The sequence below is a fragment of the Rhodoglobus sp. G.S.23 genome (genome assembly GCF_056675935.1).
This window is the reverse complement of the sequence record NZ_CM155237.1, coordinates 1649661-1676372: the sequence shown is the minus strand read 5'-3', so window position 1 is coordinate 1676372 and position 26712 is coordinate 1649661. Positions and strand designations below refer to the sequence as shown.

Below are 26712 nucleotides of genomic sequence, written 5' to 3'. Positions count from 1 at the left end.
CGCTCGGCTGTGATCAAGGAGGATCATGAAGAAAAGGATGATTGTTGCGACAATCGTGGCTTCAGCCCTGGTGGCGACATTAGCCACACCGGCATTGGAAGCGGAAGCAGTCGCCATCGGCGCTTCCGACTTCATCAAGGCGAGTGGAGCCGTGCTGAAGAAGAATTCGGGCACCGGCGCCACTGTCAATCTCCGCGGAACGAATGTTGGTGGGTGGCTCGCCCAAGAAGACTGGATGTCACCGCTGGGTGAGTTCGCGGTCGATCGTACTGGCTGGACGATAACCGCCTCGGCAGGTACTCCGAACTCTGCCCTCGATGGCGCCTCAACAACGCGCTGGACCACAAACAGTAACCAAACCGGCTCGGAATGGGTCCGCCTCGATCTGGGCGCCCCGACTCTGTTCAATCGGCTCTCGATCGACAACTCAAACAACTCGGGTCAGTATCCACGCAATATCGCAATTGAGACTTCGAATAATGGCACTGCGTGGAAAAGTGTGGCCAATCAGGCAGGCACCGACGGCGTGACAATCGCGAAGTTCAGTCCGCAGGTTGTGCGATATGTGAGGGTCTCGCAGACCGCTGTCGCCGGTGCTTTGTGGTCGGTGGGGGAGATTAACCTCTTCAACGATCCAGTGCTCTTTAACGGGACACACACTGCGACGGCATCGTCGACCGCAGGTGGCGCAACACCAACTTTAGCGCTGGACGGAGACGTGGCCACGGTATGGCAGAGCGGAGTCCCTCAGGCCCCAGGTCAGACCTACACAATCGACCTCGGCCGCAACGTCGACATGGACAAGGTGCTCTTCGACTCAGGCGCTGCGACATCTAACGACTTTCCCCGAATTTGGGACGTCTACACGTCGTATGACAACGTGGCGTTCACGCACGTAGCCAGTGGATTTGGCACTAACCGGGTGATCCAAGCCGACTTCCAGGGCGGGAAGGGAGGCCGCTATCTGCGCATCGCTTCCAATGGCACGTCTGCGCAATGGTGGTCGATCGCTGAGATTGCGATCTCCTCAGGCAACAACCTCGATCGCGGAGGCTGGGTCATCAGCTCAAGTGTTGGGGCTTCGCCAACTAACGTGGCCGACAACTCAACGAGTTCACGCTGGACGACCGGTGTGGCCCAATCGAGCGGACAGACGCTCAGCGTAGATATGGGCGCACTCATCACGATGAACAACGTCACCACAGACACTGCCAAGAACACCTCAGATGAGCAGGACTATCCCCGCGGATACAACCTTCAGCTCTCTAAGAATGGTTCAAGTTGGACGACCGTCGCCTCCGGCGTGGGAACGCACAAGGCGACCACGATCCATTTCGTTGCGCAAGCTGCTCGCTACTTCCGCATCGTACAGACCGCCACATCCCCACGGTGGTGGTCCGTCGGTGAACTGACTGCCGGTTTATACAACGACGACTATTCGCTAAACAACACGCTGACGTCACGGTTCGGTAGCGGCGGAGCGCAGACGATCATCAATGCTCACCAAGATGCGTGGCTAACGACGACAGACCTCGACAACATTGCTGCCACAGGGATGAATTTTATCCGGGTGCCAGTGGGGTGGAACACCCTTCTGAACCTCGATGGTACGTGGAAGTCAGATCCTTGGAACAAGCTTGATTGGGTGATCAGCGAGGCGTCAGCACGCGGCATGTACGTACTCATCGATCTTCATACTGTGCCAGGAGGTGGATGCCCTTGGGGCAGTTGCGGCCGCATTGGACCGAATCCCAATGGCTTCTGGGGGAGCGCGACCTACCAGAACTGGACAGAGGATATTTGGAAGGCCATCGCAACCCGGTACAACGGCAATCCAGGCGTCGCCGGCTACGACCTTATCAATGAGCCACTGATCGACTACGGCGAGGACGCCGATGATGTCGCTCAAAAGAGTGACTATTACGATCGGCTGTACGACGCCGTTCGCGCCATTGACTCGGACCACACGATCTTCCTCGGTGCGTTCTTCAGCCTGAACTCCATCGCATCGCCGTCGACTTATGGGTGGACGAATGTCGTATATGAGTACCACCCCTACGACATGCCCAACTCGAAGGACTGGACTGCTCAGAACCAACTCGTTACCAACGAACTCGCTGGGTTGCCAGCAAAGCTCACCAACCCAGGCGTGCCGATGCTGTACGGCGAGTACTCGCTTTACTACAACGATGACGTGTGGTCGCGTTTCATGGCGGGTCTGAACGCGCAGAGTGTGTCGTGGTCCGCCTGGACGTACAAGGTAAAAGGATCGGCAAACGATGGCTTCGCCTACTGGGGGATGTACTACGACAACCCCAATCCAGTCCCGATTATCAACAGCGATAACTCGTCGACCTTCGTATCAAAGGTAGGAAAGTTCGGTACCGCCAATTTCACGAAGAACACGAGGTTCGTTGCTACCCTGGCGAAATACGCCGGGGGCTTGTCCAGCTATTCGCCAACAGCGATTAGCCATACCGGCTGGACCGCCTCGGCATCGTCGACAGCAGCTGGCACTTCTGCAGCGGGCGGAATAGACGGTGCGAACGGGACATCATGGAGTAGCGGGCAGGCGATGGCGGGTGGCGAGTGGTATCGCATCGACATGGGGTCAAACAAGACTGTCGCCATGGTCACCGTGCAGACTCCCTCTGGGGCGACGTGGGACTACCCACGAGGTTTCGACCTGGAAACATCCGTCGATGGAGTTACTTGGACAACTGGCGCTACAGGAATAGCGTACGGGTGGAAGCGTCCAATCTCGATAACTCCGATTAGCGCTCGATACATCCGGGTTACCCAGACGGGATCCGCGCCGCAGTGGTGGTCAATTGATGATGTGTCAGTGGTTTCTTCATACTGATTCATTGACGCACGGGTTATGAAGTAGTCGGAAGTCCCCGGGCCTCGTGCCCGGGGACTTTTCTCAATCCGTCCGCCCTACTCAAGTAATCCGTTAACAGCGTGGTGGTGCGTAGCCCGCTTCTGATCGCTCTAGTGACCACGGCCCGAAACCACGTCGGCAATTGTCGCAAGTGGTGACGTCGTAGTGCGTCTGGTGAGTTCGGCGCGGTCGGCCAGGGAATATGCCTTGTATAGCGCTGTGACGGCCAACCATCGAAGTGGCTCTGGTTCCCAGTTGCGCATTCGGTGATTAACCCAGGGCAGCTCGGTCAGAGCGCTCGGTGTTCCGAGCATCAGATCGCTAAGCGTTCTTCCGGCAAGATTCGTTGTGGCTACCCCGGTGCCCACGTAACCGCCGGCCCAGGCCAGTCCGCTTGCCTGGTCGAGTCCCACGGTTGCTGCCCAGTCGCGTGGCACTCCAAGCACGCCAGACCACGCGTGGTCGATGGCAGTGTCGACGGTCGCAGGAAAGAACCGGTGCAGGATGCCGCGCAGAAGTTCGACCGTGCTCGACGGTGTGAGACCGTCAGAATCGGTTTGTGACCCGAATCGGTATGGCACGCCGCGACCGCCAATCGCGATGCGGTCATCGGCGGTGCGCTGCGCGTACATGTAGGCGTGCGCCATATCGCCCAGAGCATCCCGGCCGTCCCAACCGATGGAATTCCAAATATCAGCGCTGAGGGGCTCAGTTGCGATAAGTGATGAGTTCATCGGCAACCAGGTGCGGTGCAAACTTTTCAGGCCCGCAGTGAAACCCTCGGTTGCGCGCACCACAAATTCAGCCTCAACGGTGCCGTGGTCTGTGATGGCGCGGTGCGGCTGAATCTCGCTCACTCGAGTGTCTTCGTAAATCTCGACCCCGAGAGCTTCGACGACACGGGCCAAGCCCGAAGCGAGCTTCGCTGGCTGAATTCGCGCGCAATGGGGGTGCCAGCTGGCACCGGTTGTGCCGACCACATTGATGCGGTCGGTTGCTTCCTTCGCGGAGAGAAGTTCGACATCCGTCATTGACCACGCGCGTTCCGCGAACGCGGAGGCAACGAGTCGACTTTGTTGTGGTGCATCGTAAGCAACCGTGAACTCGCCGCCCTTGATGATGTCGGCATCGATGCCTTCGAGGGCAGCAACACGAATTACCTCGTCGACAGTCTCATTCATGTGTGTTTGGAAGCGCGCGGCGGCATCCCTGCCATGAGATTTGACATATTGCTCGCGCCCGCCGGTGACGGCGTTCGTTAGCCAGCCTCCGTTGCGGCCGGAAGCTCCGTAGCCAGCAAAACGCTGCTCGAGAAGGACGACTCGAAGTTGGGGCGCCGCTTTTTTCAGGTAGTAAGCGGTCCAGAGCCCGGTGTAACCGGCACCGACAATACAGACATCGGCGCGGAGCGAGCTGGGCAGTGGGGCTCGAGGGGCATCGCGTCCAATCTTGCTCCACCAGAAAGACACATCACCGTTAATCATCCCGTTACGGTACGCGCAGCACTGAACGTTTACGGGAGATCCAGAACACCAGCGAACCGAAGGCCAACATCACGACGACGATTAAGCCAACGTAGAAGAAGACGCTCGCGTAGCCAGTATCGGGGTGCAAGAAGGGGTAGGGAACCCAGCCGTCGGTCGCGCCGCGCACGAGCACCACCACGACCCACACGATGGGGTAGATGAGCACGATCCAGAGTCGGTTGAAGCCGATCCGCGCGCGGTCGGAGAAGAGGACCCAATCGGCAAGCGCGTAGATCGGGGTGACGATGTGCAAAGCAGTGTTTGCCCACGCCACCGGCACGCCCCCGGCCGCGCCAAGAGGCGCCAGCAGCGTTGCGTAAACGACGCCAACGATGATGATGTAGGTCGCCACTGAAGCGCGCGCGATGTTGAGAGCTGGCGACGCAGCCTCTCCCCGAAGCGAAACGACCGCGATAACGGTGTAGACGACGGCAAGGAATATGTTCGATTGAATCGTGAAATACCCGAACATATTGAAGGGGTTGATCGCGGTGCGACCAGCGGCCTCAGCGACAGTCGCGACGACCGCCCCTGCTACTAGGGCAGCAATCGCTAGACGCAGGATGGCAACAACAACGGTGCCATTTCGGGTAGCGGACTTCGTTGCGTTGGCCATAGTTCCCCTCGAACCAAAAAACGTGCGGTCGAGACTGACTATAGCGAGTGCCTAGGTTGTGGGGTCGTCACCATGCTGCGGCGTTAGTTGCGCACCTTGCCGCGACCGAAGATCAGCCACAAAATCGAACCGATGATCGACAAGAAGAATGCCACCAAAATCCAGACAAACTTGCCGAGAACGCCATGATTGTTGCTCTTGGCAATCGAAATGACCGTGATTATGAAGATGATCAAGCCGACAACGCCAAAACTGAAGCTAATAGGTTCCATGGTCTAAATCCTATCGGCGTGGCACTATCAAGATATGAGTTTGCTGGATGCCGCGTGGCAATCCCTTGGGGAAGATGCCGCAGCCCTCGCCCTGGTTCGTGACCATGGCACCGCCGTACCTCTATCGGGCGCGCTACCCTCCGGTCGATTCGTTCACGATGCCATTGCGGCGGCCTCATTTTCTGCGTCCCTGCTGGCGGCACGCCGAGTGGGATGTGCAGTACCTTCCGTCGAGTTGACCCCGCTCAAAGTGGCCACAGCGGTCACTAGCGACAAACACTTTCGGCTGAACGGTGAGCCTGTCTCCGCGTGGGCTGAACTCTCCGGTTTCTGGCCGTGCAGCGACGGCTGGGTACGCACCCACGCCAACTACCCGCACCACCGCTCCGCACTCCTGCGAGCTCTCGGCCTCGCCGACGATACTGGCGCCGATGAGTTCATGCTCGCCCTGCATCCGATGGTCGCTGCTGAGGTCGAAAGCGCAGTGGTCGCTGCTGGGGGAGTCGCTACCGTTGTTCGCACCGCTAAAGAATGGGCCGCGCATCCCCAAGCTCAAGCGATTGCAGATCTTCCCGTTGTTGAACTCACGAGCCTGGGCGATACCGAGCCTGCTCAGCTGATGGACACTGCTGTCGACGCCCCGCTTGCCGGAGTGCGCGTGCTTGACCTCACTCGAGTGATTGCCGGGCCCGTCGCGGGCCGAACGCTCGCACTCTGGGGAGCTGACGTCTTGCGCATCGACAGCCCGCGGCATCCCGAAATTGACTGGCAACATCTCGACACAGGCGCGGGCAAACGTTCAGCACTGCTCGACCTCGACGACAGCGCTGCCCGGGCGACCTTCGAGAAACTGCTCGAAACCGCGGATGTCGTACTCACCGCTTACCGCCCCGGTTCTTTAGATAGGTTCGCTCTTTCGCCCGCGGCTCTCGCCGAGCGGCGTCCGGGAGTTATCGTGGGCCGCCTGAGCGCGTGGGGAACAGTTGGACCGCTGGCTGAGCGTCGTGGTTTCGACAGCATTGTGCAGGCGGCGACGGGTATTGCGATGGAGGAGGGCACGGGCACTCCGGGTGCTCTTCCTGCTCAAGCACTCGATCATGCTGCCGGCTATTTGCTCGCTGCGGGTGTTACTTCGGCTGTTCGTCGCCGCATCGATGCTGGTCATTCTTGGCTTGTTGAGGTCTCTCTTGCGCGGTTGGCTACTGAACTTCTGCAGCAACGTCGCCCGCGTCACGCGCCTGAAGCATCGGGCGACTTCGTTCCGACTGTGACGACTCGTGACGGTGTGACGAGCGCCGTGGCCGCTGCTCACTACGATGGTGGGCCAAGCAACTTTTTGGCGCCGGCCGTTGCGTGGGGTTCGAGCGAGGCGAAATGGCTTTCCTGAAATAATCCCGTGTCGGCGGTGGTTGGCATGATGGACTTCAACAAGGATGGATTTATGACTGACACTGCTGCTCCCGCGATCACTCCCGAAGCTAAGCTCGCGAAATTTCGTGAACGACGCGACCAGGCTGTCGTGCAGCAAAATGGCAACCTTGCTCTGACCAATACGCAGTGGGTTGATGCCGAGCAGACCATTTGGGGAGTTCCCGGAACGTGGGCACCTCATGACAACGGGCTAACGGTCACAGCCACCGCAGAAGACAACATCGTTGTTGACGGCACACTGGTTGACGGCAGCGCTGTTGTGCGCAGCAAGAGCGACGAGAACCCCAGCGTTGTCGTGTTCGGCGAAACCGTCACCGGGTTTGTTATTAAGGCGCCCGAGGGAAACCACGCACTGCGCGTCTGGGACACCAACTCGCCAGCCATCCAAGAATTCGGCACGATTGATGCGTACGCTTACAACCCCGACTGGGTGATTACGGCGGCGTTTACGCCCAACCCCGAGGGCACCACCCTCGGATTCGAACACCTGAAAGACAATGGTCAAGAGCGTGAGCAGCCCATTCCGGGCGACATCTCGTTCACGAAGGATGGCATTGACTACAGCCTCGCCGCGTTCAAATCGGGCCGAGCACTTCAACTCGTTTTTGCTGACGCGACGAGCGGCGTCGATACCTACAGTGTTGGTCGCTTCCTGTTCGTCGCCCCCAATCCCGATGGCACGATTGTTCTCGACTTCAACCTCGCGATCCTTCCGCCCTGTGCTTTCAGCTACAACTTCAATTGCCCTATGCCTCCCAAGCAGAACCGCTTCACCGTTCCCATCGAAGCCGGCGAGAAAAACGTGCTGAAGAAAGATGGTTCGCTGCTGCACGAGTAGGCAGGCTGTTTTCCTGGGTCGCACGTTCTCTAAGCGGTCGGCGAGTGCGTCTCTAAGAACTCGAAGACTTCGGTGGAGTCAACACCGGGATACATTCCTGTGGGCATCGCCGCGAGTAGAGAACTGTTGAGCCGTGCGCTCGGGAGTGAATGTTGTGCCCACCGCTCCGAGAGGTTCTCGGGGGCGCTTCGGCAGCATCCATCATCGGGGCACGTCGAGACTGCCCGATTGGTGGTGTCGCGGCCACGGAACCACTTTGCGGAAGCGAATGGGGTGCCCAAGCTCACGGAAAAGTCCCCGCGGCGGCCCGACTGGATGCGCGACGTGCACCAGTAGGTGCCGCCCGGCTTATCGGTGTACTGGTGGTAGGGACTGAAACGGTCCTCGACGTCGAAGACTTTGCGGGCGCTCCAATTTCGGCACACAATTTGACCCTCGATTGCACCAAGAGCATCCGTGGGAAAAGCGGCATTGTCGTTCTCGTAGGCTTTGGAGATTGTGCCGCCCTCGTGCACTTTAAGAAAGTGCACGGGAACGCCGAGGTGCTCGGTCGCGAGATTCGTGAAGCGGTGTGCTGCAGTCTCATAGGGCACAGCGAAGGCATCCCGCAGGTCCTCAACAGACAGCTCGCGTTGGGCCTTCGCCGCCGTCAAAAACTCCACCGCAGTCTTCTCCGGAACCATTAGGGCCGCCGCCAAATAGTTGGTCTCTACTCGCTGGTGCAAAAATTCGGCATAGTCAGCGGGCTCGCGGATGCCCAACACATGTCCCGCGAGTGCCTGCAGCAATGTCGACCTCGGGTCTGTGCCTTCGCCCTGCGCCACCGGCAAATAAATGCGGCCATTGCGCAGGTCCGTCACGCTGCGAGTGGATGCGGGGAGGTCAGGCACATAGTGAAGCGAAAACCCGAGATGCGAGGCGAGGTCTGAAGCTACCCGCTGCGAGAGTGGTCCACCAGTGTGACCAACGGCATCCAATAGCTCTCGGGCGGTGGTCTCTAGCTCGCCAAAGTAATTGTTGCGTTTGCGCATCATGCGGCGCAGTTCGGTGTTTGCCCGCCGAGCCTCTTCCGGTGTTGCGGCGCGTTCACGGTGAAGGCGCTGCAATTCGTCATGCAAGCCCAAAACGGTTTGGATGGCTTCATCGCTTAACGTCTTGCGCACGGGCAGCTCGGGAAGGGCAAGCGAAGAATAGAGCGGACCGCGCTGGGCGCGTTCGAGCGCGATCTCGAGAGCGGCGCGACGTGATGGAGGCTCGGCGTTGAGAAGGTCGTCGACCGTTACGTCGAAAATGCGAGCGAGTTTTTGTAGCTCACTGAGTTTGAGTTCGCGCTTGCCATTCTCGATTACCGACACCTGGGATGCGGCACGGCCGAGTGCGGCTCCAAGATCGTCGAGGGTGAGTCCGCGATCAGTGCGGAGTTGACGGATGCGACGGCCAACGGTGAGGGAATCGAGCATGTCCTCATCGTCTGCCTGCCTGAGCGTGCGTGGGGTCATCTCTGAGTCCTCCATGACTGTCTTCTGCGGAAAAACAGAAGAATTGGATTTATTCTGCCGCAAAACCCGATGAAGAACTAGTGTGCAGGCCTCACAGTCGAAGAAAGGAAGCACCGCAAGCACCACCGACCGAGGAGCACACCATGACGAACAACCGTCCAGGCGACCAGATTCAGACCGCAGCCGAACTCGAAACCGAGTGGAAGACGGATGCACGGTGGAACGGTATCGAACGCGACTTCAGCGCTGAAGACGTCGTCGCCCTCCGCGGGAGCGTTCGAGAAGACCACACTCTTGCTCGTCGAGGCGCCGAGAACCTCTGGAACCTCCTCCAGCGAGACGACACCGAGTGGGTTGCCGCTCTTGGTGCGCTCACCGGCAATCAGGCCGTTCAGCAGGTGCGTGCAGGGCTCGAAGCCATCTACCTCAGTGGTTGGCAGGTCGCCGCCGATGCCAACCTTTCTGGCCAGACCTACCCCGACCAGAGTCTGTACCCGGCAAATAGCGTTCCTGCTGTGGTTCGCCGCATCAATAACGCACTCCTGCGGGCCGACCAGATCGAAACCGCAGAGTTCGGTGCACCGGCTACCGACTGGATGGCGCCGATTGTTGCTGACGCCGAAGCAGGCTTTGGTGGCCCACTGAATGCCTACGAACTCATGTCGTCCATGATCGAGGCTGGAGCTGCCGGCGTGCACTGGGAAGACCAGCTCGCCTCCGAAAAGAAGTGCGGCCACATGGGCGGGAAGGTTCTCATCCCCACCGCTCAGCACGTTCGCACTCTCAACGCAGCTCGACTCGCTGCCGACGTTGCCGGGGTATCGAGCATCATCATCGCTCGCACCGACTCGCTCGCTGCCGACCTCATCACCAGTGATGTGGATGACCGCGACAAGCCATTCTTGACGGGTGAGCGCACGAGCGATGGTTTCTATCGCACCACTCCGGGCATCGAAACGGTCCTGAGCCGCGGCCACGCCTACGCGCCCTATGCGGATCTGCTCTGGGTGGAGAGTGCGAAGCCCGATCTTGAGCTGGCGCGCACCTTTGCGGAGAGCATCCACAAAGAGTTCCCTGGCAAAAAGCTCGCGTACAACTGCTCGCCATCGTTCAACTGGAAGCGTCACCTCGATGACGACCAGATCGCGAGCTTCCAGCGTGAGTTGGCCGCCATGGGCTACGCGTTCCAGTTCATCACCCTTGCCGGATTCCACGCCCTCAACCACTCCATGTACACGCTCGCGCGTGGCTACAGCGAGCGACACATGAGTGCGTATGTGGAATTGCAGGAGGCAGAGTTCGCGTCTGAAGCAGACGGCTACACGGCAACGCGCCACCAGCGCGAGGTCGGAACAGGGTACTTCGATCGCATTGCGACGGCCCTCAACCCCACGAGCGAAACCCTCGCCCTGGTCGGCAGCACCGAAACCGCGCAATTTCATTAGAGGGCACCGCCATTAAAGGGCACCGCCACTAAAGGGCACCGCCACTAAAGGGCACCGCCGCTCATCCAACTTCGAAACTCTTTCTAAGGACATCTCATGACCACGCACAGAATGGAACCGATCGCCGAATCGCAGGAACGATTCGACGAGATCCTCACCCCGGAAGCTCTGCACTTCTTGACTCGGCTACATGACCAGTTCGCTGGTCGCCGCCACGACCGACTCGCTGCTCGTATGGAGTCGCGCAAGCACATCACGAACGGACGCAATTTGCGTTTTTTGCCGGAGACAGCAGCTATTCGTGAGGACAGCAGCTGGCGGGTTGCCGGCGCCGGCCCGGGACTCGACGATCGTCGGGTTGAGATCACGGGGCCGACCGATCGCAAGATGACGATCAATGCCATGAACTCTGGCGCAAAGGTGTGGCTTGCCGATCAAGAGGATGCAACGAGCCCAACGTGGCACAACGTTATCGACGGCCAGATCAACCTGTACGACGCGATCCGTCGCCAGATTGACTTCACTTCTCCCGAGGGCAAGACCTATGCTCTCGGCGAGGAGACCCCAACGATCGTGATGCGACCGCGCGGGTGGCATCTGGTAGAGAAGCACCTCCGGTACACCGACCGGGCAGGGTTGCGCACGCCGGCATCCGGCTCCCTCGTCGACTTCGGGCTCTATATATTCCATAACGCGCACGAACTGATCGAGCGCGGCAGCGGCCCGTACTTTTACATCGCCAAAATCGAGAACCACCTCGAAGCGCGCCTGTGGGATGACGTGTTCACCTTTGCCGAAAACGCGCTGAACATTCCACATGGCACAATCCGCGCGACGGTGCTGATCGAGACGATTCCTGCCGCGTTCGAGATGGAGGAGATCCTGTACGAGCTGCGCGAACACTGTGCAGGTCTCAACGCCGGCCGTTGGGATTACATTTTCTCGATCATCAAAAACTTCCGTGGTCGTGGCGCAAGTTTCGTGCTTCCCGACCGGGCCGCCATCACGATGACGGTTCCGTTCATGCGGGCCTACACCGAGTTGCTCGTGTCGACCTGTCACAAGCGGGGAGCTCATGCCATTGGCGGCATGAGCGCGTTCATCCCGAACCGCCGCGACCCTGAAGTGACCGCTCGTGCACTGGATGCGGTGACTCGCGACAAGCGCCGCGAAGCGACCGACGGTTTCGATGGAACGTGGGTGGCGCATCCGGACCTCATTGCGACCGCGCGCGCAGAATTCGACACCGTGTTGGGGGATCGCCCCAACCAGGTTGACCGCCTGCGCGACGATGTGCACGTTACTGCCGACGACCTGCTCGATCTGCGTATCGACGGTGCGGTAACGGATGCCGGAGTGCGCTCGAATGTTTCCATCGCGGTGCGCTACATCGAGAGCTGGCTGCGCGGCGTCGGAGCTGCCGCGATTGACAACCTCATGGAGGATGCGGCGACTGCTGAGATCAGCCGCAGTCAACTGTGGCAGTGGATGCACCAGGGCGTTGTCACCGCAGAAGGAACGCCGATCACGCACCGTCGTATCGAGACGGAGCTCGAAGAAACGCTTGCCGCGATTGAGCGCACGCCTGGCGATCGTTTTGACGAGGCTGCTGCAATCTTCCGTGAAGTAACGCTCGAAGAGGACTTTCCCACCTTCCTTACTTTGAGCGCTTACAGCAGTTATCTCGTCGAGCAGCCGCGGGAGCGCGCTGCCTGACACTCCACGGGCTAGCCGCAGGATCTGAGACCACTCGCCCCACCCGTCGGTCGATGGATCTGGCGGCTAGCCCATTTTCGCCCTCTGCTGAGTGATGCGCCCGCTTCGCTGTGCACGTTCGCTAAGCCACGGCGCGACCCGAGGCTTGCTCTGCTGTCGGCGGATCACGGCAGACTAGGGGCGTGTACATCGTTCTCACAACTGTCGGCCGCGACGTGACGGCTATTCGTGTTGACCCCCTCGGCCTGGTGCTTCGCGAGGAGAACGTCACTGACGTGTCGCAGTTTGTCTCGGATACCCAGTCGAATGAGCCCGATGTGCGGTGGGTCTGGCATGACACGGCCTCGTGGTACCCCCAATTGCTCGCCGCTCGAGTGCGCGTAGCTCGGTGTTTCGATGTGCGGCTGTGCCACACAATTCTTCGCAACTCGGTCTTCACGAGTGAGTCTGCACTGGCACAAGCGCGCAGCGGCAGTTGGGACTCGTTACCGCAATCCGGGCCACCAGCACTTACCGAACTCGGTCCCGTGCAGCACTCAACGCTTTTTGATTGTGACGAGGATGCTGCCACCGCAGCTTCGGAAACTCTTGATGTGCTGTCAGAGTTTCAGCGTCAGCTCGACGCGATTTCATCATCAGCCGAGGCCGGACGACTGCATCGCCTGCTGTCTGCCGAGTCAGCGGGGGCGCTCATCGCGGCTGAAATGAGATTCGCAGGGCTACCGTGGAGCGCCGAAGCGCACGACAGAATTTTGAGCGACCTACTCGGTCCGCGACCGGCAACCGACGGCTCGCGACCCGCGAAACTGCAAGTGCTTGTCGACGACATCCGCACACTGCTCGACGCGCCCCACCTCGCGCCAGAGTCGCCCGCCGAACTCTTGCGCGCGCTCAGCGTCGCGGGAATTCAAGCCACGACCACGCGTTCGTGGGAGCTCAAGCAACTCAAGCACCCCGTGATAGCGCCTCTGCTCGAGTTCAAAAAACTGCAACGCCTGATGACAGCGAATGGGTGGAGTTGGCTTGACTCCTGGGTTGTTGACGGGCGATTTCGGCCAGATTATGTTCCCGGGGGAGTCGTTACCGGGCGTTGGGCGACGAGCGGTGGGGGCGCGCTTCAGCTTCCCCACCTGATCCGCGGTGCCGTTCGAGCTGACCCGGGCTGGAAACTCGTTGTCGCCGATGCTGCTCAACTGGAACCCCGTATCTTGGCTGCAATGGCAGGCGATCGCGGAATGGTAGCGGCTGGTGCATCCGGAGATCTTTATGAGGGAATTGTTGCTAGCGGCGCTGTCGAAACTCGGAGTCAGGCAAAACTGGCGATGCTGGGGGCAATGTATGGCGCGACTACGGGCGAAAGCGGGCGCCTCATGCCTCAGCTTGCTCGCGCTTACCCTCAAGCAATCGCTCTCGTCGAGCGCGCAGCTCGTGCGGGTGAGCGTGGCGAAGTCGTCAGCACGCAACTGGGCCGCAGTTCGCCTCCTGGCGCGCACGCCGCTCACTACGACGAATCGCAGACTCCGGCGCAACGGGCTGCATCTCAAGAGCGGGGGAGATCGTGGGGCCGCTTCACTCGTAACTTTATTGTGCAGGGAACCGCCGCCGAGTGGGCTCTGTGCTGGATGGCCAGCATCCGTAACAGGCTAAGTCAGCTCTCTGAGGTGGCGTGGTTTACTGACGCGCCGCACCTCGTTTTTTTCCTTCATGATGAAGTTGTTGTGCATGCTCCCGCTCATTTTGCGGATGACGTCGCTGAGCAAATTACCCAGGCAGCGGCGGATGCCGGACGGCTCGTCTTCGGCAGTATCCCCGTCACGTTTCCCCTGAGCACCGCAGTTGTCGACCGCTACGATCAAGCGAAGTAGTGTTCTGGTTGCCGTTAATGGATGCGCGTTGCCTGGAGGGTAAAGGTCAACGGCACTTGTTCAGCTCCGTGAGTGAGTCGATACTCGCCATCATCTCCGCGCGCCATATGCCCGGGAAGGGCATCCCAGGGAACGCTGTGGTGCTCGGCGAGTCCATCAATTCGCATGCCGTGTTTGAGAAGCGCGGTGATCATTTCGCCGAGACCGTGGTTCCACTCGTGGCCTGTAGTGGCAGTGAAGACGTGATCGGTTTGCACGTAAGTTCCGGCGTCTTCCCAGACGAGAGCATCCGGCTGTTCAAAGTATGGGTAACGCACCACGAACGCCTCGGAATTCTCATCGTCTAGTGCCCGCAACAGGGGATGGCCATCGCGAATGAAAAGGCGCCCGCCAACGCGGAGGAGGGCGGCAACGGTAGCGGCCCACTGATCGATGCTGGGCAACCAGCAGATAGCACCAATGCCTGTGTAGACAAGGTCGAAGGTCGTGCCAGCGAGCACTAACGGTGCGTCATAGACCTCAGATCGAACAAATTTTGTTTTCGCCTGTGTTCGCTCGGCAAGTGAGCGCGCTTCGCTGAGGGCGGCGGGAGAGAAGTCGAGTCCAGTCATTGACGCACCGAGGCGTTCGAGAGACAGAGTGTCTGTGCCGATATGACATTGGAGGTGGATTCCGCGCATTCCGTAGATATCTCCCAGAAGGGGCACATCAAAACGCACGACGTCGCTCAGGAAACTGGGATCGCTAACAAACCGCTCGACACCGTAGTCAGGGGATTGCGCGTGAACCGACGCCCGCTCATCCCAACTTGCGAGGTTTGCTGCTACATACTCGGGAATGTCGGTCATGCTGTCTCCACTTTGTCGTGAGAGGTCGCCACCCGCGGCGCGACCTGTGCTGGTCTACCGCGTTTGGGCTTCGTTGTTGTGAGTGGGAATGAGTGAACACGACCGTGCGATTGAGCTGTCGTGAGCGAAGTCTCGACATGATCGAGCCAGCGCAGTTCAGCTTCGGCGTGGGCGTGCATGGAATCGGTGACGAGCTGTTCGGCGAAGTCGCTGGCATCTCGAGCATCCGCCCGCTGCTCAACCCCAAGGGCAAGGGCGTCGATCGCTCCCCGGGTTGCCACGCGCTGATGCTCGATGACAGCGTGAGCATCGACGCCCGGCAAGGTCACGGCGATGGCCAACTTGATCGCCAACTCATCACGGCTGGCGGAATAACGCTCGACGGTCGAGTTTAACCAAGTGTCGGACTCGAGCCGGCCGGAGTCTGTAATGGAGTAGTAGGTGTGTTGTGACGCATCACTTTGCTCAGTGGCGCTCTGTGCGCTCTTAGTCGCGAAGCCGTCGCGTACGAGTCGATCGAGCGTGTTGTAGATCTGCCCAACGTTGATCGGCCAGGTTGAGCCAGTTCGCCGGTCAAATTCTGAGCGCAACTGGTAGCCGTAACAGGGCCCCTGCGCGAGAATTGTAAGCAAACTGTGGCGGATTGACATAGAAGACCTTCCGGGTAAGTCGATGCTGCGTATGCACTAACTGACCCTAGTGAGGTCCCGGATGCCCGCGCCAGAGGCCCGGGCGTGTCGAGCTCATTGGTTGGTGCCACAGTCCTTGGCAACCGTGCGTGACGAAAATACCAGTCGAGACATAATTGACCTTCTGCTCGCGTCACGTTACCGAATGTCTGACCCAAGGCTCAGCCTTCTGGATGAACTGGACGCTTATGCATCGATTTCGTGCAGGCCGACTCTCGGCCGCATACTCGTGGGCGTGAGTGACGTTTCCGCGCCCCAGTCGGCAGCAGCCCCCCTTCCCGAGTCGATTAATGACCGCGAATTTATCTTGACCTCCTCTTCTAGTAGTGCTGTGGCATCCGAGTCACCGACGCGATTTCGCTATCGCCAAGAGGGTCAGATGATCTGGGGTGAGTATGTCGGCGATACCGTGAGCGAGGGGCGTTTCGTCGGTCGCCGGGACGGGGACGCATTGACAATCCGCTTCGCCCATCGTCTTTCGGCGAGCGACGAGGTGGTTCTCGGGTCTGCGGACAGCACTATTCAGTGGAACTCGGAGGGAAAACTCGAGCTGTACGAAACCTTTGAGAAGGATGGCGAGCCGCAGGTCAGTGTTTGTGTCGAAGCTGATCACTCGATTGCGTGGCCGGTATTGGATCCGGAGTTTCGCACTGAGCCGCATCTCGACGGCACCACCTTTGTCCTTGAAGCATCTTCGGCCAGTGCCGTAAGTGCAGACCCCACTCGTTTCGAGTTTGATGAGAACTCCGGTGTGGTCTGGGGTTTCTACTTTGGCGACACGGTCACATCAGGTCACTGCGTCGGGCGCTACCGCAACGGTGTTCTCGACGAGTACTTCGTTCACCATGTGATCGCAAGCGACTCGACTCTGCTTGGCGACAGCAGTACAACGCTCAGGCGTCGAGCTGATGGTCGCCTTGAACTTGTCGAAGACTTTGTCCTCGACGGCGTGCCAGGCACGAGCGTTTGCGTGCAGGTTGTCGACGCTCGCTAGTTGTTGAGACCAGCACGGCTGGGGTCAGCGCGAGTGAATCGCGTGAGGCCCAATTGTGCTGGTTCCTGGGGGCGCTCAGGGAGATCGATGGGCAAGAGGTAGGGCCGCTGAAAGACTTCATCGAGCACGAGTACCGTCTCAAGCGACTTCACTTCTGGCAAGACTGACAGCACGCCGACGATGAAGTCGTGAATTGCCCCAACTTCATGACCTCTGATGAGGAGCATTGTATCGTGCTCACCGGTGGTGATGCGGCACGACTCGATCTCGGTCATGTTCGTGATGCGGTCGCGAAAGCTCGCCCAGGTCTGCGGATGCACGGAGAGAAACACGAGAGCGCAGATGCCGAGACCAGTCTTGGCTGGATCAACCTGGGCGCTAAATCCCGTGATGACGCCATCGGACATGAGCTGCTCAACCCGCGTGTACACATTGGCGCGGGAGACGTTTACCTTCTCCGCAAGAGCCGACATCGATATTCGTCCGTTATAGCGCAGCTCGCTCAATATCTTCAGGTTGATCTCATCCAATACGGGCGGTGATTGTCCAGCGGTGGATGATGTGCTGCTTGCTTTACTAGACATATTGTACGAAGTCTCCCTCAACTTTGAACCAAGGTCTGAACTATGGTGCCTTTGATTGGACAGACTAGCGGCATTTATGCCAATCTCAAGAAAAGCCGTCCAGCGGCTGTCCTCAAAAACCACAAGGAGTTCCTTTTGCGTACACAGTTCCGCTATGTAGCGGCAGCGTTCGGATTGACGGCATCACTGGCACTTGCCGGTTGCGCCGCGGCGGCGCCCGAAGTAAGCGCTAGCGTCGTTATCGACACCGCCTTTACTCTCGAGACCAGCGACCCGGGACGCAACTACGTACCCACCGGCTACATGGTGTCGAAGGCTCTTTACGAGACCCTCCTCGACTTCGCAGGGTCGGACGAATCAACTCCCGTTCCCGGACTCGCGACGTTCGAGTCGAACGATGACGCGACAGTATTCACCTTCACTCTCGAAGACGGCCGCGTCTTCTCGGACGGATCAGCGATCACCGCCGATGACGTTGTCTTCTCGCTCAACCGCGTAGCGGGAATGACGGAGAGCAAGGCAAACTTCTTGATGAACGGAATCACCGTTACCAAGATCGACGACATGACCGTCGAGCTCAGCACGGAGACCCCGTCGCTCAAGCTCCCCGCTCTCATGACCAACCCGTCACTCGCCATCCTCAACTCGAAGCTTGTTGTCGAAAACGGTGGAACGACGGATGACTCGGATGCTGCTGAAGAGTTCTTGAACACCACCTCGGCGGGTTCGGGCCCGTACATCCTTGATTCGATCAACTTTGAGTCGCAGGTAGTGCTCACCGAAAACGAGAACTACAACGGCGACGAAGATATCGACTTCACTCGTGTCGTAATCCGCAACGTATCGGAAGCGGCAACGCAGAAGATCAACCTTGAGGGCAATGACTCGCAGATCGCTGTTGACCTCAGCGGTGACCAGGTCGCTGGCCTGAGTGACGGCATCAACGTCTTCTCAACTCCGTCAGCGCAGACGATCTTCCTTCTGATCAACCAGAACGATGAAGTAGCCAGCGTTACGTCGAGCCCTGACTTTGCGAACGCCGTTCGTTACGCTCTCGACTACCCGGGTCTGCTTGAGCTTGCTGGTGCCGGCTCCGCGCAGGCAACCGGCGTTATCCCACCATCCTTCCTCGGCGCACTTGATTCAGGCGTTGAGCAAGACTTGGACGTTGCGGCAGCATCGCTAGAGGCATCCGGCTACAACGGTGAGAGCATCACCCTCGAATACCCGAATGACTACCCGGTTGGTGGAGTGAGCTTCACCCCGCTGGCTGAGCGCATCCAGTCTCAGCTTGCGGATGCTGGCATCACTATCGAGCTCGCTCCGGCGCCGTTCACCACTCAGATCGATCGCTACGTAACCGGCGCTGAAGGATTCAGCATCTGGTTCTGGGGCCCTGACTACGCTGACTCGGCCAACTTCCTTCCGTTCGCGGCAGGGCAAAAGGTTGGACTGCGCGCCGGCTGGACCGCTGAGCAGGACTCGGACGTTGTCAACCTCGCTGCTGCGGCAGAGAATGCAACGAACTTCGACGAGCGTGAGACCGCGTTCAGCAACTTTGCTGAGGCACTGCAGCAGCGCGGACCCTTCGTTCCGCTGATTGTTCCCGGCTCGAACATCGCCACGGTTGACTACATCTCCGGAGTTGCTTACAACTCCACCTGGACGATGGACATCGCCGAACTGCAAGCTAAGTAGAAAGTATCTCTAGCGTGGGAAACACACCCCGCGCGACTCGCAAGTACCCGTCCAGATCACCGCTGGTCGGGTACTTGCTTCGTCGCCTCGGAACCTCAGTCCTGCTCCTCTTCGGGGTCACTATTGTCACGTTCGCTTTGGCGAACCTAGTGCCAGGAGATCCGATTGCGGCAGCGCTTGGTGAAGGGGCGGCGAGCAACCCGGCGACAGTCGCGGCCTACGTTCAGGAACGTGGTCTCGATCAGCCGCTTCCGGTGCAATACGCCAACTACATCGGCGGACTCTTCCAGGGCGATATGGGGGTCTCGTTGCGCACAGCTCAGCCCGTGGCATCCGACCTCGCTCAGGCTGTTCCCGCAACTGTCGAGATCGCCCTCTTGGCCATCGTCGTCAGTTTGGGTGTCGGAGTGGCCCTGGGCTCACTCGCCGCCTACCGTCGTGGCAAGATCAGTGACCAGCTGGTGCGTGTCTTTTCACTTATCGGCCTCAGCATCCCAACGTTCTGGATGGCGCTGGTTAGTTTCAACTTCTTCTTCCTTCAACTGCGTATCGCTCCCGGTTCCGGCAGGCTTTCACCGGCACTTCCTCCGCCGCCGACGGTGACGGGGTTCTACACAGTGGATTCGTTGCTGGCCGGCCAGTGGGTCACCTTTACTGATGCGCTTGCCCACCTCATGCTTCCCGTGTTCGTTCTGTCGCTATTTACCATCGGCCTCCTGACACGGTTTGTTCGCACCTCCGTTCTTGAGGTGTTGGATGCCGACTACGTTCGTGCTGGTCGCGCCAAGGGCCTCAGCGGCTCACGGCTGCTCTTCGGTTATGTGCTGCGCGGTGCTTCGCTGCCTATCCTCACGATCGTGGGTCTCGCCTTCGGAACGTTGCTGTCAGGAACAGTTCTGGTTGAGGCAGTCTTTGCGTGGCCTGGCCTCGGTAGCTACGCGTATAACTCGGCGACGAGCCTTGACTTGCCCGGCGTCATGGGCGTCGGTCTCGTTGTCGGCGTCGTCTACTTGACTATCAACTTCGCCGTCGACCTTCTTTACGGTGTACTCGACCCGAGGGTGAGGCTCGCATGAGAAAACGTTGGCTAAAGATTCCCGCAGCCTGGGTGACTCCGCTTGGAGTCATCGGTGCGGTCATTGCTGTGGCGTGGGTGGGCATTGCCTTCACGTCTCGACTCTGGGTTCCTTTCGACCCTCTCGCGCAGGACTTGCCCCGGCTCCAGGCTCCCGGCATTGACACGCTCATGGGCACGGATGCTCTCGGCCGCGACATTTTCTCGCGACTCATGACCGGTGCCGGCGTGACGATTCCGTTGGCGCTGATGCTCGTACTGATGTCCTTGGTTGTGGGAACGCTGATCGGGGCAATTGCCGGGTACTTCGGCAAATGGGTTGATGAGTTGCTCATGCGGCTGACTGACTTGGTCATGGCGTTCCCCACGGTCATCCTGGCCATGGTGGTCGCGGCTGCTCTTGGCCCGTCGCTCTTCAACGCGGTGATCGCAGCCTTTGTGGTTTCGTGGCCGCAATACGCTCGAATGACTCGCAGTATTGTGCTCGGACTTCGCACTCAGAACTATGTGATGGCTGGTCGTCTTATGGGCTTCTCGCCGTTCAAAACACTCCGCGTCGACATCGCCCCCAACGTTGTCGGACCGATTTTGGTGCTCGCGAGTCTCGACGTCGGCACGGCGATTCTTTTGCTCTCTGGACTGTCGTTCTTGGGCCTTGGTGCGCAACCGCCAACACCAGAGTGGGGTTCCATGATTTCGGCGGCCATCCAAAACTTTGATAGCTGGTGGATCGGGCTGTTCCCCGGTCTCGCGATTCTCACCGTGGTAATGGCGTTCAACTTTCTTGGCGACTCGCTGCGTGACATTTTCGATCCCACCTCACAGGTCTCGAGAGCGGCGGCACGATCATGAGCGACGTAGCAACACCAGAATCAGCGGATGCCGCGAGCACTTCCCGCAGCGCAGTTCTCACGATCGACGCGCTCACGATCGGCATCGGCTCGCGAAATAACGTCAAAGCCATCGTTAAGGGCATCAGCCTCGCACTTACCCCCGGACGTGTTCAGGGGCTCGCGGGGGAGTCGGGGTCAGGAAAGACGATCACGTCGTTGGCGATTCTGGGGTTGCTTCCCAGTAACTCAGTTGTTGGCGGGTCGATCCGTCTCGAAGACACCGAACTTGTGGGGATGTCGCGGCGCGAGTTGAACCAGATCCGTGGTCGACGTGTCGCAATGATTTTCCAGGATCCGTCGTCGAGCTTGCACCCTCAGTTGACGGTCGGTACGCAGCTCACCGATCACGTTAAACGTCATCTGGGGTTCTCGACCAAGCAGGCTCGCGTCCATGCAATTGCGCTTCTGGATCGGGTGAGGGTTCCGAATCCCGAGGAAGCTCTTGCTCGGTATCCCCATCAGTTTTCGGGCGGTCAGCGTCAGCGCATTGCGATTGCGATTGCTTTGGCGTGCGACCCTGTTGTTTTGCTTGCTGATGAACCAACCACGGCTCTTGATGTGACGGTGCAAGCCGGTATCTTGCATTTGCTGCGCGATCTTGCGAATGAGCGTCAGCTCGCCGTGTTGCTTGTTACTCATGACCTCGGTGTCATGAGCGCCATTGCTGATGACATCGCCATTATGCGTCATGGTGAAGTCGTTGAATCCAATGTTCGGCAGGAGATTTTCGATCATCCGAAGCATGCTTATACGCGTGAGTTGCTCGCGTCTTTGCCGGGTGCTTCAGGCTTTCAGGAGGCGAACGAATGAGCGAACTGCTTGAGGTCTCTGACCTCATTATCGAATATCACGGAGCTACTGTCGTGCGTGCTGTCGACGAGGTGTCGCTTACTATCGCGCCGGGCGAGGTTCTCGCGCTCGTCGGTGAGAGTGGTTGCGGCAAGTCGAGCTTGGCGCGCGCTGTTGTTGGTATGGAGAGGCCACGCGCTGGAACCGTGAGCTACCGTGGCTCGAATGTTCCCTTGCTTGGTGTTCGTCGTCGAACACCGAATTTCACGTCGATTCAGATGGTTTTTCAAGACCCGAACTCGTCGCTCAATCCCCGTATTCGTGTAGGACAGCAGGTTTCTGAGGGCATTCGCACGGCAGTGGAGCGTGGCGATGAGGGTTCGGTCCCTGAGGAGTGGCTTGAGCGGGTTGGCCTCCCCACGGAGATGGTCTCTCGTTACGCCCACGAATTGTCGGGTGGACAGCGGCAGCGGGTTGCTATCGCCCGTGCGCTTGCGGCTAGGCCCGATCTTCTGGTCGCCGATGAACCGATTTCAGCTCTGGATGCGTCAAGCCAGGCATCGGTTGCCAACATGATGCGACGGCTCGCGCTCGATGCTGGCGCCGGTTTGCTCTTCATTTCTCATGACCTTGCGATCGTGCGTTTGATCGCTGACCGTACTGTCGTGATGTACCGCGGCAAAGTCGTGGAATCTGGTGTTTCTGACCTTATCTGGAACGAGCCGGTGCACCCTTACACTCGCGCGCTTATCTCGGCCATTCCTGAACCGGATGGAAAAGGCAACCTTCCGGCAGCGCCTGCTGCTGAGGCTCCCGAAGAGTGGCGCAGCAGCATCCCTGAGGCACTGAACCGTTCCTAGATGGGTACGGTAGCGTCCTTGCTGATGACGGCTGACCGCATCTTTCCTCGGTTATGGCTGGTTGTTGTTAGACCGGGAGGGGTGCGTTAGCCACCAATTGTGAGGTCAGGTGTCTTCGTGATTCCGAATTCATGTCGCAGCGCTGAACGAGCGGCATAGAAACCACACAGTCCGTGAACTGCCGGTCCTGGCGGTGTGGACGACGATGCTAGATAGATGCCCTTCGTCGGGGTGCGCCATGGATCAGTTGACACGACGGGTCGCTGGAGAAGCTGCCGAAGAGTGACGGCGCCAGCGGAAAAGTCACCGCCGACGTAGTTGGGGTTGTACAGCTCAAGGTCTGTTGCGGCCATGTGGTGCGAACCAATGATGAGATCGCGGAATCCTGGCGCAAATCGCTCAATTTGGGCGACGATCAATTCGGTCATGTCGACAGTGGAGCCGCTCGGAACGTGGGCGTACGCCCACACCACGTGTTTTCCCGCCGGTGCTCGACTTGGATCGAGAACGGTGGGTTGCGAGACGAGCACATACGGTGATTCGGGATGAATTCCGTGCGCAACCTGATCCTCGGAATGAGCGATTTCTTCTCGAGAGCCGCCCAAATGAATTGTTCCCGCGTTCGCCACTTCGTGATTCGTCCACGGAATGGGGCCAGAGAGGGCGAAATCCACTTTGGCTGCCGCGTTACCGTAGCGGAAGCGGCGAAGCGATTTTCTGTAGCGTGACGGCAGCTTTTCGCCGGCGATGTGGTCGAGTGCGCGGGCGGAAACATCGAGCAACACCGCTTTCGACGCAGGTAATTGGTCAAGCGAATCCACTTCAGTGCCTGTGGTGATTGTGCCGCCGTGGGCGCGTAAATCGTCGGCCATCACATCGACAATTCCTTGACTGCCTCCCACAGGAATCGCCCAACCTCGCGCATGAGCTTGGGCCCCGAGGAGCAGGCCGGCACCCGCCGATGACAGGCGCGGCATTGGGCCTATCGCGTGAGCGCTGAGACCCGCAAGCATGGCAGGCGCAATACTTTCCCTAAACCGCATGTTCCATGCTGGCGATCCTTGCTCTAGCACGCGCAGTGCATAGGCCGCTGCGGCGATGGGGGAGCGCGGAATGCGGAGAAGTTGGTTACTTGTAAAGTCGGTGACGGCATCCATGCGATCGACTAGGGGGCGCATGAGGCGGTGCCAGGCTGCACCATCTCGGCCCAGCGAATCGACAGTTCGTTCGAGGTCTCGGTAGGCGATTCCCGCCTCGCCCTTGTCGAGCGGATGCGCGTAGGAAATTTCGGGAACGATAAAGTCAAGGCGCTCTGCGAGCTGAAACTCTTGGAAGAACGGTGAGGCGAGCGCCATCGGGTGTACGGCCGAGCAGATGTCGTGTCGGAAGCCGGGGAGCGTTATTTCGGCGGTGCGTGCTCCACCGCCGATCGTGTCGTTGCGCTCGATGACGTGGACGGCGAGCCCTGCCCGAGCCATCGTCACCGCAGCTGCGAGTCCATTGGGGCCTGAGCCGACGATGACAACGTCCGTATTTGTCACTGAACACCTTTTCCTTGTTGAGCAATTCGAGACTACTAGGGAAATTCTCTTGCGTATCTCACCCACCTTCGGCGATAATGTCCCCAAGCGGTTCGCCGCACAATTTAATAGCTTAAGTGCCGTCACAGGTGCCGTTCGTGGGTCGATGGGGAAGTCGCACCCAAACGGAACGGAGATATCGTGACTGCACAAAACGCTCGCGGAGTGCTCTACGTGCACTCTGCTCCTCGCGCGCTCTGCCCACACATCGAGTGGGCAGCTGGTCGCGCTCTTGAACGTGCCGTGAACTTTGACTGGGATGACCAGCCGGTGCTCAAAGGTTCTCAGCGAGCTGAGTTCTATTGGGAGGGCCCTCAGGGCTCTGGCGCGCAACTCGCATCGTCACTCCGCGGTTGGGAGCACCTTCGGTTCGAGGTAACAGAAGATCCATCGCCGGGTAGTGACGGAGGTCGTTGGATGCACACGCCCGATCTGGGGATATTTTTCGCCCAGACAGACAGCGCTGGCAACATGGTTATCCCAGAAGATCGGGTTCGCTACGCCATGGAAGTGGCCGGATCTGACGCTTTCGAGCTCCACCGTGAACTTCGTTTGGCACTGGGCCAGGCGTGGGACGACGAACTCGAGTCTTTCCGCCATGCGGGTCAAGACTCGGCAGTGGTGTGGCTCCATAAGGTGGGATGACGATGATCTCCGAACGCCCGCAGGCCCTTCAGTACGCGGCTGACACGCGGATCTTCCTCATCGAGTGGAGTGACTGTGTCGATGTGGTTATCGATCCAGCAGATTCGAATTTTGATGGCGAATGCACTCTCCATGACGGGTGCCGGTCAATCCTCTAAAGATGCAGTCACGAGTGAGAGCTCCTTTGCGTCCAGCGCATCGCCTGGCTCCTAGTTTTGCCTGCCCCCGCAGAAGAGACACCTGCGCCGTCCCTACGCCGCCTCTGCACAGTCGTCGACCAAGAATCGCCCGCCAGATCGTGGATCGTGACGGGCGACTCTTTGTTGTAGTGCTTCGCACAGAGTGCGCGAAATGAGCTTGTTAGACCGAGCGGAATGCGGCGACAGCGTTGTGTCCGCCAAAGCCAAACGAGTTGCTGATTGCTAGCTGCGGACCCGTGCCGAGGTCGCGCGGCGACGTTACAACATCCAGTGGAATTGCGGGATCCTGTTCGGTCAGGTTGATCGTCGGAGGAGCTGTGCGGTGGTAAAGAGCCAGCACAGTGAAGATCGCTTCGAGTGCACCTGTACCGCCAAGCAAATGCCCTGTCGCGCCCTTAGTGGCCGAAACGGGAATGTTGGGCAGGTGGTCGCCAAAGATGCGTAGGAGCGCCTTGTATTCCGCGATGTCACCGACGGGCGTGCTCGTAGCGTGAGCATTGATGTGTGTGACGTCTGCCGGAGTGGCTCCTGCCGCCTCCAGAGCGTCGCGAACGGCGCGTGCCGCAGCGGTTCCCTCAGGATCGGGCGCAGTGATGTGGAACGAGTCGCTCGTAACAGCACCACCGGCCAACTCGGCATAAATACGTGCTCCACGAGCAAGCGCGTGTTCTTCCGTCTCGAGCACGAGCGTTGCTGCACCTTCGCCAAGAACGAAACCATCGCGCGAAATGTCATAGGGGCGCGAAGCAGTCGCTGGGTCATCGTTGCGCTTCGACAGCGCTTGCATTGATGCGAAGGCGGCAATCGGCAGAGGGTGCACCACTGCTTCAGTTCCACCAGCGATCACGACATCCGCGAGTCCGGCTTGAAGGTGGGCGTAAGCATTTGCCAGTGCTTCGGTGCTGGAGGCACAAGCAGAAACATCGGTGCGGGCGTAAGCGCGTGACGGAATCGCCATGCTAATAGCCGCTGCTGCAGCGTTGGGCATGAGCATCGGGATGGTCATGGGCAGAACGCGACGCGGGCCCTTTTCGCGCAGGGTGTCCCAGGCGTCAAGGAGAGTCCAGAGGCCACCGATACCGGTCGAGTAGTCAACACCGATACGCACAGGGTCGACGTCGGGCGAGCCAGCATCAGCCCAAGCTTCACGGGCAGAAATCAACGCGAATTGGCTGGAGGGGTCGAGGCGCTTGTATTCAACGCGCTCAAGAACTTCTTCTGGCCGTACCTTCGCCTGAGCGGCAAAGGTCACAGGCAAAGAGTGTTCCGCGACCCAGTCGTGATCGAGTGAGCGGGCACCGGATTCGCCGGCGAGGAGGGCGTTCCACGACTCCGTCGCGGTTCCGCCGAGTGGCGTAGTGGCACCAATGCCGGTGACAACGATCTTTTTGGTCATTTCACGTTCCTTTTGAATATACGACTCAGGCATTCCACAAGGGGCTGCGCGTAGACATAGTGCTGCGCGGCGGCCAACCGAACTCGTGTCGATTGGCCGGCCGCGATTAGCTCGATCTAGCCTTGAGCGTTGGTGATGAAGGTGACAGCGTCACCGACGGTCTTGAGGTTCTTTACCTCTTCGTCGGGGATCTTTACGTCGAACTTCTCTTCGGCGTTGACAACGATCGTCATCATCGAAATCGAGTCGATATCTAGGTCATCGGTGAACGACTTGTCCATCTCGACAGTGTCGGTCGCAATGCCGGTCTCGTCGTTGATGAGCTCAGCCAGTCCGGCCATGACTTCTTCGGTGGACAGTGCCATGTTT

The 26712-nt window shown here is 59.2% G+C and carries 24 protein-coding genes; 14 read left to right on the top strand and 10 right to left on the bottom strand.

The features are described from left to right. The first annotated feature begins 25 nt into the window (after nt 1–25). On the top strand, nt 26–2863 hold the full coding sequence (locus tag AC1ENN_RS08020) for a discoidin domain-containing protein (protein ID WP_480405793.1): 2838 nt from the start codon (nt 26–28) through the stop codon (nt 2861–2863). A 131-nt stretch (nt 2864–2994) separates the two neighbouring features. On the opposite strand, the gene AC1ENN_RS08015 is transcribed toward AC1ENN_RS08020, so the two are convergent. From AC1ENN_RS08015 to AC1ENN_RS08005, 3 genes are all read right to left on the bottom strand, one after another. Beyond that, on the bottom strand, nt 2995–4368 hold the full coding sequence (locus AC1ENN_RS08015; RefSeq protein ID WP_480405792.1) for an NAD(P)/FAD-dependent oxidoreductase: 1374 nt from the start codon (nt 4366–4368) through the stop codon (nt 2995–2997). 4 nt (nt 4369–4372) lie between these two features. Next, entirely contained in the window at nt 4373–5026 is a 654-nt protein-coding gene (locus AC1ENN_RS08010; RefSeq protein WP_480405791.1) for a Pr6Pr family membrane protein, read from the bottom strand. A gap of 83 nt (nt 5027–5109) precedes the next feature. Then, nucleotides 5110–5298 (bottom strand): PLDc N-terminal domain-containing protein, encoded by a 189-nt coding sequence (locus AC1ENN_RS08005; RefSeq protein ID WP_480390847.1) that lies wholly within the window; start codon nt 5296–5298, stop codon nt 5110–5112. A gap of 34 nt (nt 5299–5332) precedes the next feature. On the opposite strand from AC1ENN_RS08005, the gene AC1ENN_RS08000 reads away from it, so the two are divergent. Together AC1ENN_RS08000 and AC1ENN_RS07995 are read left to right on the top strand one after the other, a co-directional pair. Next, nucleotides 5333–6685 carry a CoA transferase gene (locus AC1ENN_RS08000; protein ID WP_480405790.1) on the top strand — a complete coding sequence of 451 codons (1353 nt, stop codon included), beginning with the start codon at nt 5333–5335 and terminating at the stop codon, nt 6683–6685. 54 nt (nt 6686–6739) lie between these two features. Next, the gene (locus AC1ENN_RS07995; protein WP_480405789.1) at nt 6740–7567 is read left to right on the top strand and encodes a DUF1684 domain-containing protein; all 828 of its coding nucleotides are present in this window, start codon (nt 6740–6742) and stop codon (nt 7565–7567) included. A 29-nt stretch (nt 7568–7596) separates the two neighbouring features. Here the strand turns inward: AC1ENN_RS07995 and AC1ENN_RS07990 are convergent, their stop codons facing one another. Continuing rightward, the gene (locus tag AC1ENN_RS07990; protein ID WP_480405788.1) at nt 7597–9081 is read right to left on the bottom strand and encodes a helix-turn-helix domain-containing protein; all 1485 of its coding nucleotides are present in this window, start codon (nt 9079–9081) and stop codon (nt 7597–7599) included. Between the two features lie 128 nt (nt 9082–9209). Here AC1ENN_RS07990 and aceA point away from each other — a divergent pair, with 128 nt between their 5' ends. The 3 genes from aceA (at nt 9210) to AC1ENN_RS07975 (ending at nt 14092) form a co-directional block, all read left to right on the top strand. Beyond that, nucleotides 9210–10511, top strand: a complete 1302-nt coding sequence (aceA, locus tag AC1ENN_RS07985) for an isocitrate lyase (RefSeq protein WP_480390843.1) — start codon at nt 9210–9212, stop codon at nt 10509–10511. A 96-nt stretch (nt 10512–10607) separates the two neighbouring features. Further along, entirely contained in the window at nt 10608–12227 is a 1620-nt protein-coding gene (gene aceB, locus AC1ENN_RS07980) for a malate synthase A (RefSeq protein WP_480405787.1), read from the top strand. Nucleotides 12228–12409: 182 nt separating this feature from the next. Further along, nucleotides 12410–14092 carry a bifunctional 3'-5' exonuclease/DNA polymerase gene (locus tag AC1ENN_RS07975; protein WP_449646823.1) on the top strand — a complete coding sequence of 561 codons (1683 nt, stop codon included), beginning with the start codon at nt 12410–12412 and terminating at the stop codon, nt 14090–14092. Nucleotides 14093–14106: 14 nt separating this feature from the next. Here the strand turns inward: AC1ENN_RS07975 and AC1ENN_RS07970 are convergent, their stop codons facing one another. Both AC1ENN_RS07970 and AC1ENN_RS07965 read right to left on the bottom strand, forming a co-directional pair. Beyond that, a complete protein-coding gene (locus AC1ENN_RS07970) occupies nt 14107–14940 on the bottom strand; it encodes a class I SAM-dependent methyltransferase (RefSeq protein ID WP_480405786.1) in 834 nt (277 codons plus the stop codon). Then, on the bottom strand, nt 14937–15590 hold the full coding sequence (locus AC1ENN_RS07965) for a PadR family transcriptional regulator (RefSeq protein ID WP_449646821.1): 654 nt from the start codon (nt 15588–15590) through the stop codon (nt 14937–14939). The genes AC1ENN_RS07970 and AC1ENN_RS07965 overlap by 4 nt, the downstream gene beginning before the upstream one ends. A 274-nt stretch (nt 15591–15864) precedes the next feature. On the opposite strand from AC1ENN_RS07965, the gene AC1ENN_RS07960 reads away from it, so the two are divergent. Continuing rightward, nucleotides 15865–16623 carry an avidin-fold protein gene (locus AC1ENN_RS07960; RefSeq protein WP_480405785.1) on the top strand — a complete coding sequence of 253 codons (759 nt, stop codon included), beginning with the start codon at nt 15865–15867 and terminating at the stop codon, nt 16621–16623. Here AC1ENN_RS07960 and AC1ENN_RS07955 read toward each other — a convergent pair. After that, nucleotides 16620–17207 carry an Lrp/AsnC family transcriptional regulator gene (locus AC1ENN_RS07955; RefSeq protein ID WP_480405784.1) on the bottom strand — a complete coding sequence of 196 codons (588 nt, stop codon included), beginning with the start codon at nt 17205–17207 and terminating at the stop codon, nt 16620–16622. The two genes, AC1ENN_RS07960 and AC1ENN_RS07955, sit on opposite strands and share 4 nt — an antisense overlap. Before the next feature lie 135 nt (nt 17208–17342). On the opposite strand from AC1ENN_RS07955, the gene AC1ENN_RS07950 reads away from it, so the two are divergent. From AC1ENN_RS07950 to AC1ENN_RS07930, 5 genes are read left to right on the top strand one after another with little or no spacing between them, the layout of a single operon-like run. Then, nucleotides 17343–18905, top strand: a complete 1563-nt coding sequence (locus AC1ENN_RS07950) for an ABC transporter substrate-binding protein (RefSeq protein ID WP_449646818.1) — start codon at nt 17343–17345, stop codon at nt 18903–18905. Nucleotides 18906–18919: 14 nt separating this feature from the next. Beyond that, nucleotides 18920–19981, top strand: a complete 1062-nt coding sequence (locus tag AC1ENN_RS07945; RefSeq protein WP_480405783.1) for an ABC transporter permease — start codon at nt 18920–18922, stop codon at nt 19979–19981. Next, a complete protein-coding gene (locus AC1ENN_RS07940; RefSeq protein ID WP_480405782.1) occupies nt 19978–20832 on the top strand; it encodes an ABC transporter permease in 855 nt (284 codons plus the stop codon). Before AC1ENN_RS07945 ends, AC1ENN_RS07940 begins: the two co-directional genes overlap by 4 nt. Continuing rightward, nucleotides 20829–21683: an ABC transporter ATP-binding protein gene (locus tag AC1ENN_RS07935; protein WP_449646815.1), complete on the top strand. Its 855-nt coding sequence runs from the start codon at nt 20829–20831 to the stop codon at nt 21681–21683. Before AC1ENN_RS07940 ends, AC1ENN_RS07935 begins: the two co-directional genes overlap by 4 nt. Beyond that, nucleotides 21680–22522 carry an ATP-binding cassette domain-containing protein gene (locus tag AC1ENN_RS07930; protein WP_449646814.1) on the top strand — a complete coding sequence of 281 codons (843 nt, stop codon included), beginning with the start codon at nt 21680–21682 and terminating at the stop codon, nt 22520–22522. Before AC1ENN_RS07935 ends, AC1ENN_RS07930 begins: the two co-directional genes overlap by 4 nt. 86 nt (nt 22523–22608) lie before the next feature. On the opposite strand, the gene AC1ENN_RS07925 is transcribed toward AC1ENN_RS07930, so the two are convergent. After that, nucleotides 22609–24063 (bottom strand): phytoene desaturase family protein, encoded by a 1455-nt coding sequence (locus AC1ENN_RS07925; RefSeq protein WP_480405781.1) that lies wholly within the window; start codon nt 24061–24063, stop codon nt 22609–22611. A gap of 180 nt (nt 24064–24243) precedes the next feature. Here AC1ENN_RS07925 and AC1ENN_RS07920 point away from each other — a divergent pair, with 180 nt between their 5' ends. Together AC1ENN_RS07920 and AC1ENN_RS07915 are read left to right on the top strand one after the other, a co-directional pair. Then, nucleotides 24244–24747, top strand: coding sequence for a DUF3145 domain-containing protein (locus AC1ENN_RS07920; RefSeq protein WP_449646812.1), 504 nt, complete (start codon nt 24244–24246; stop codon nt 24745–24747). A 2-nt stretch (nt 24748–24749) separates the two neighbouring features. Further along, on the top strand, nt 24750–24905 hold the full coding sequence (locus tag AC1ENN_RS07915; RefSeq protein WP_480405780.1) for a hypothetical protein: 156 nt from the start codon (nt 24750–24752) through the stop codon (nt 24903–24905). A 202-nt stretch (nt 24906–25107) separates the two neighbouring features. Here the strand turns inward: AC1ENN_RS07915 and AC1ENN_RS07910 are convergent, their stop codons facing one another. After that, on the bottom strand, nt 25108–26343 hold the full coding sequence (locus AC1ENN_RS07910; RefSeq protein ID WP_480405779.1) for a beta-ketoacyl-[acyl-carrier-protein] synthase family protein: 1236 nt from the start codon (nt 26341–26343) through the stop codon (nt 25108–25110). Between the two features lie 116 nt (nt 26344–26459). Further along, nucleotides 26460–26708 (bottom strand): acyl carrier protein, encoded by a 249-nt coding sequence (locus AC1ENN_RS07905; protein ID WP_009772406.1) that lies wholly within the window; start codon nt 26706–26708, stop codon nt 26460–26462. Nucleotides 26709–26712: the final 4 nt, after the last annotated feature.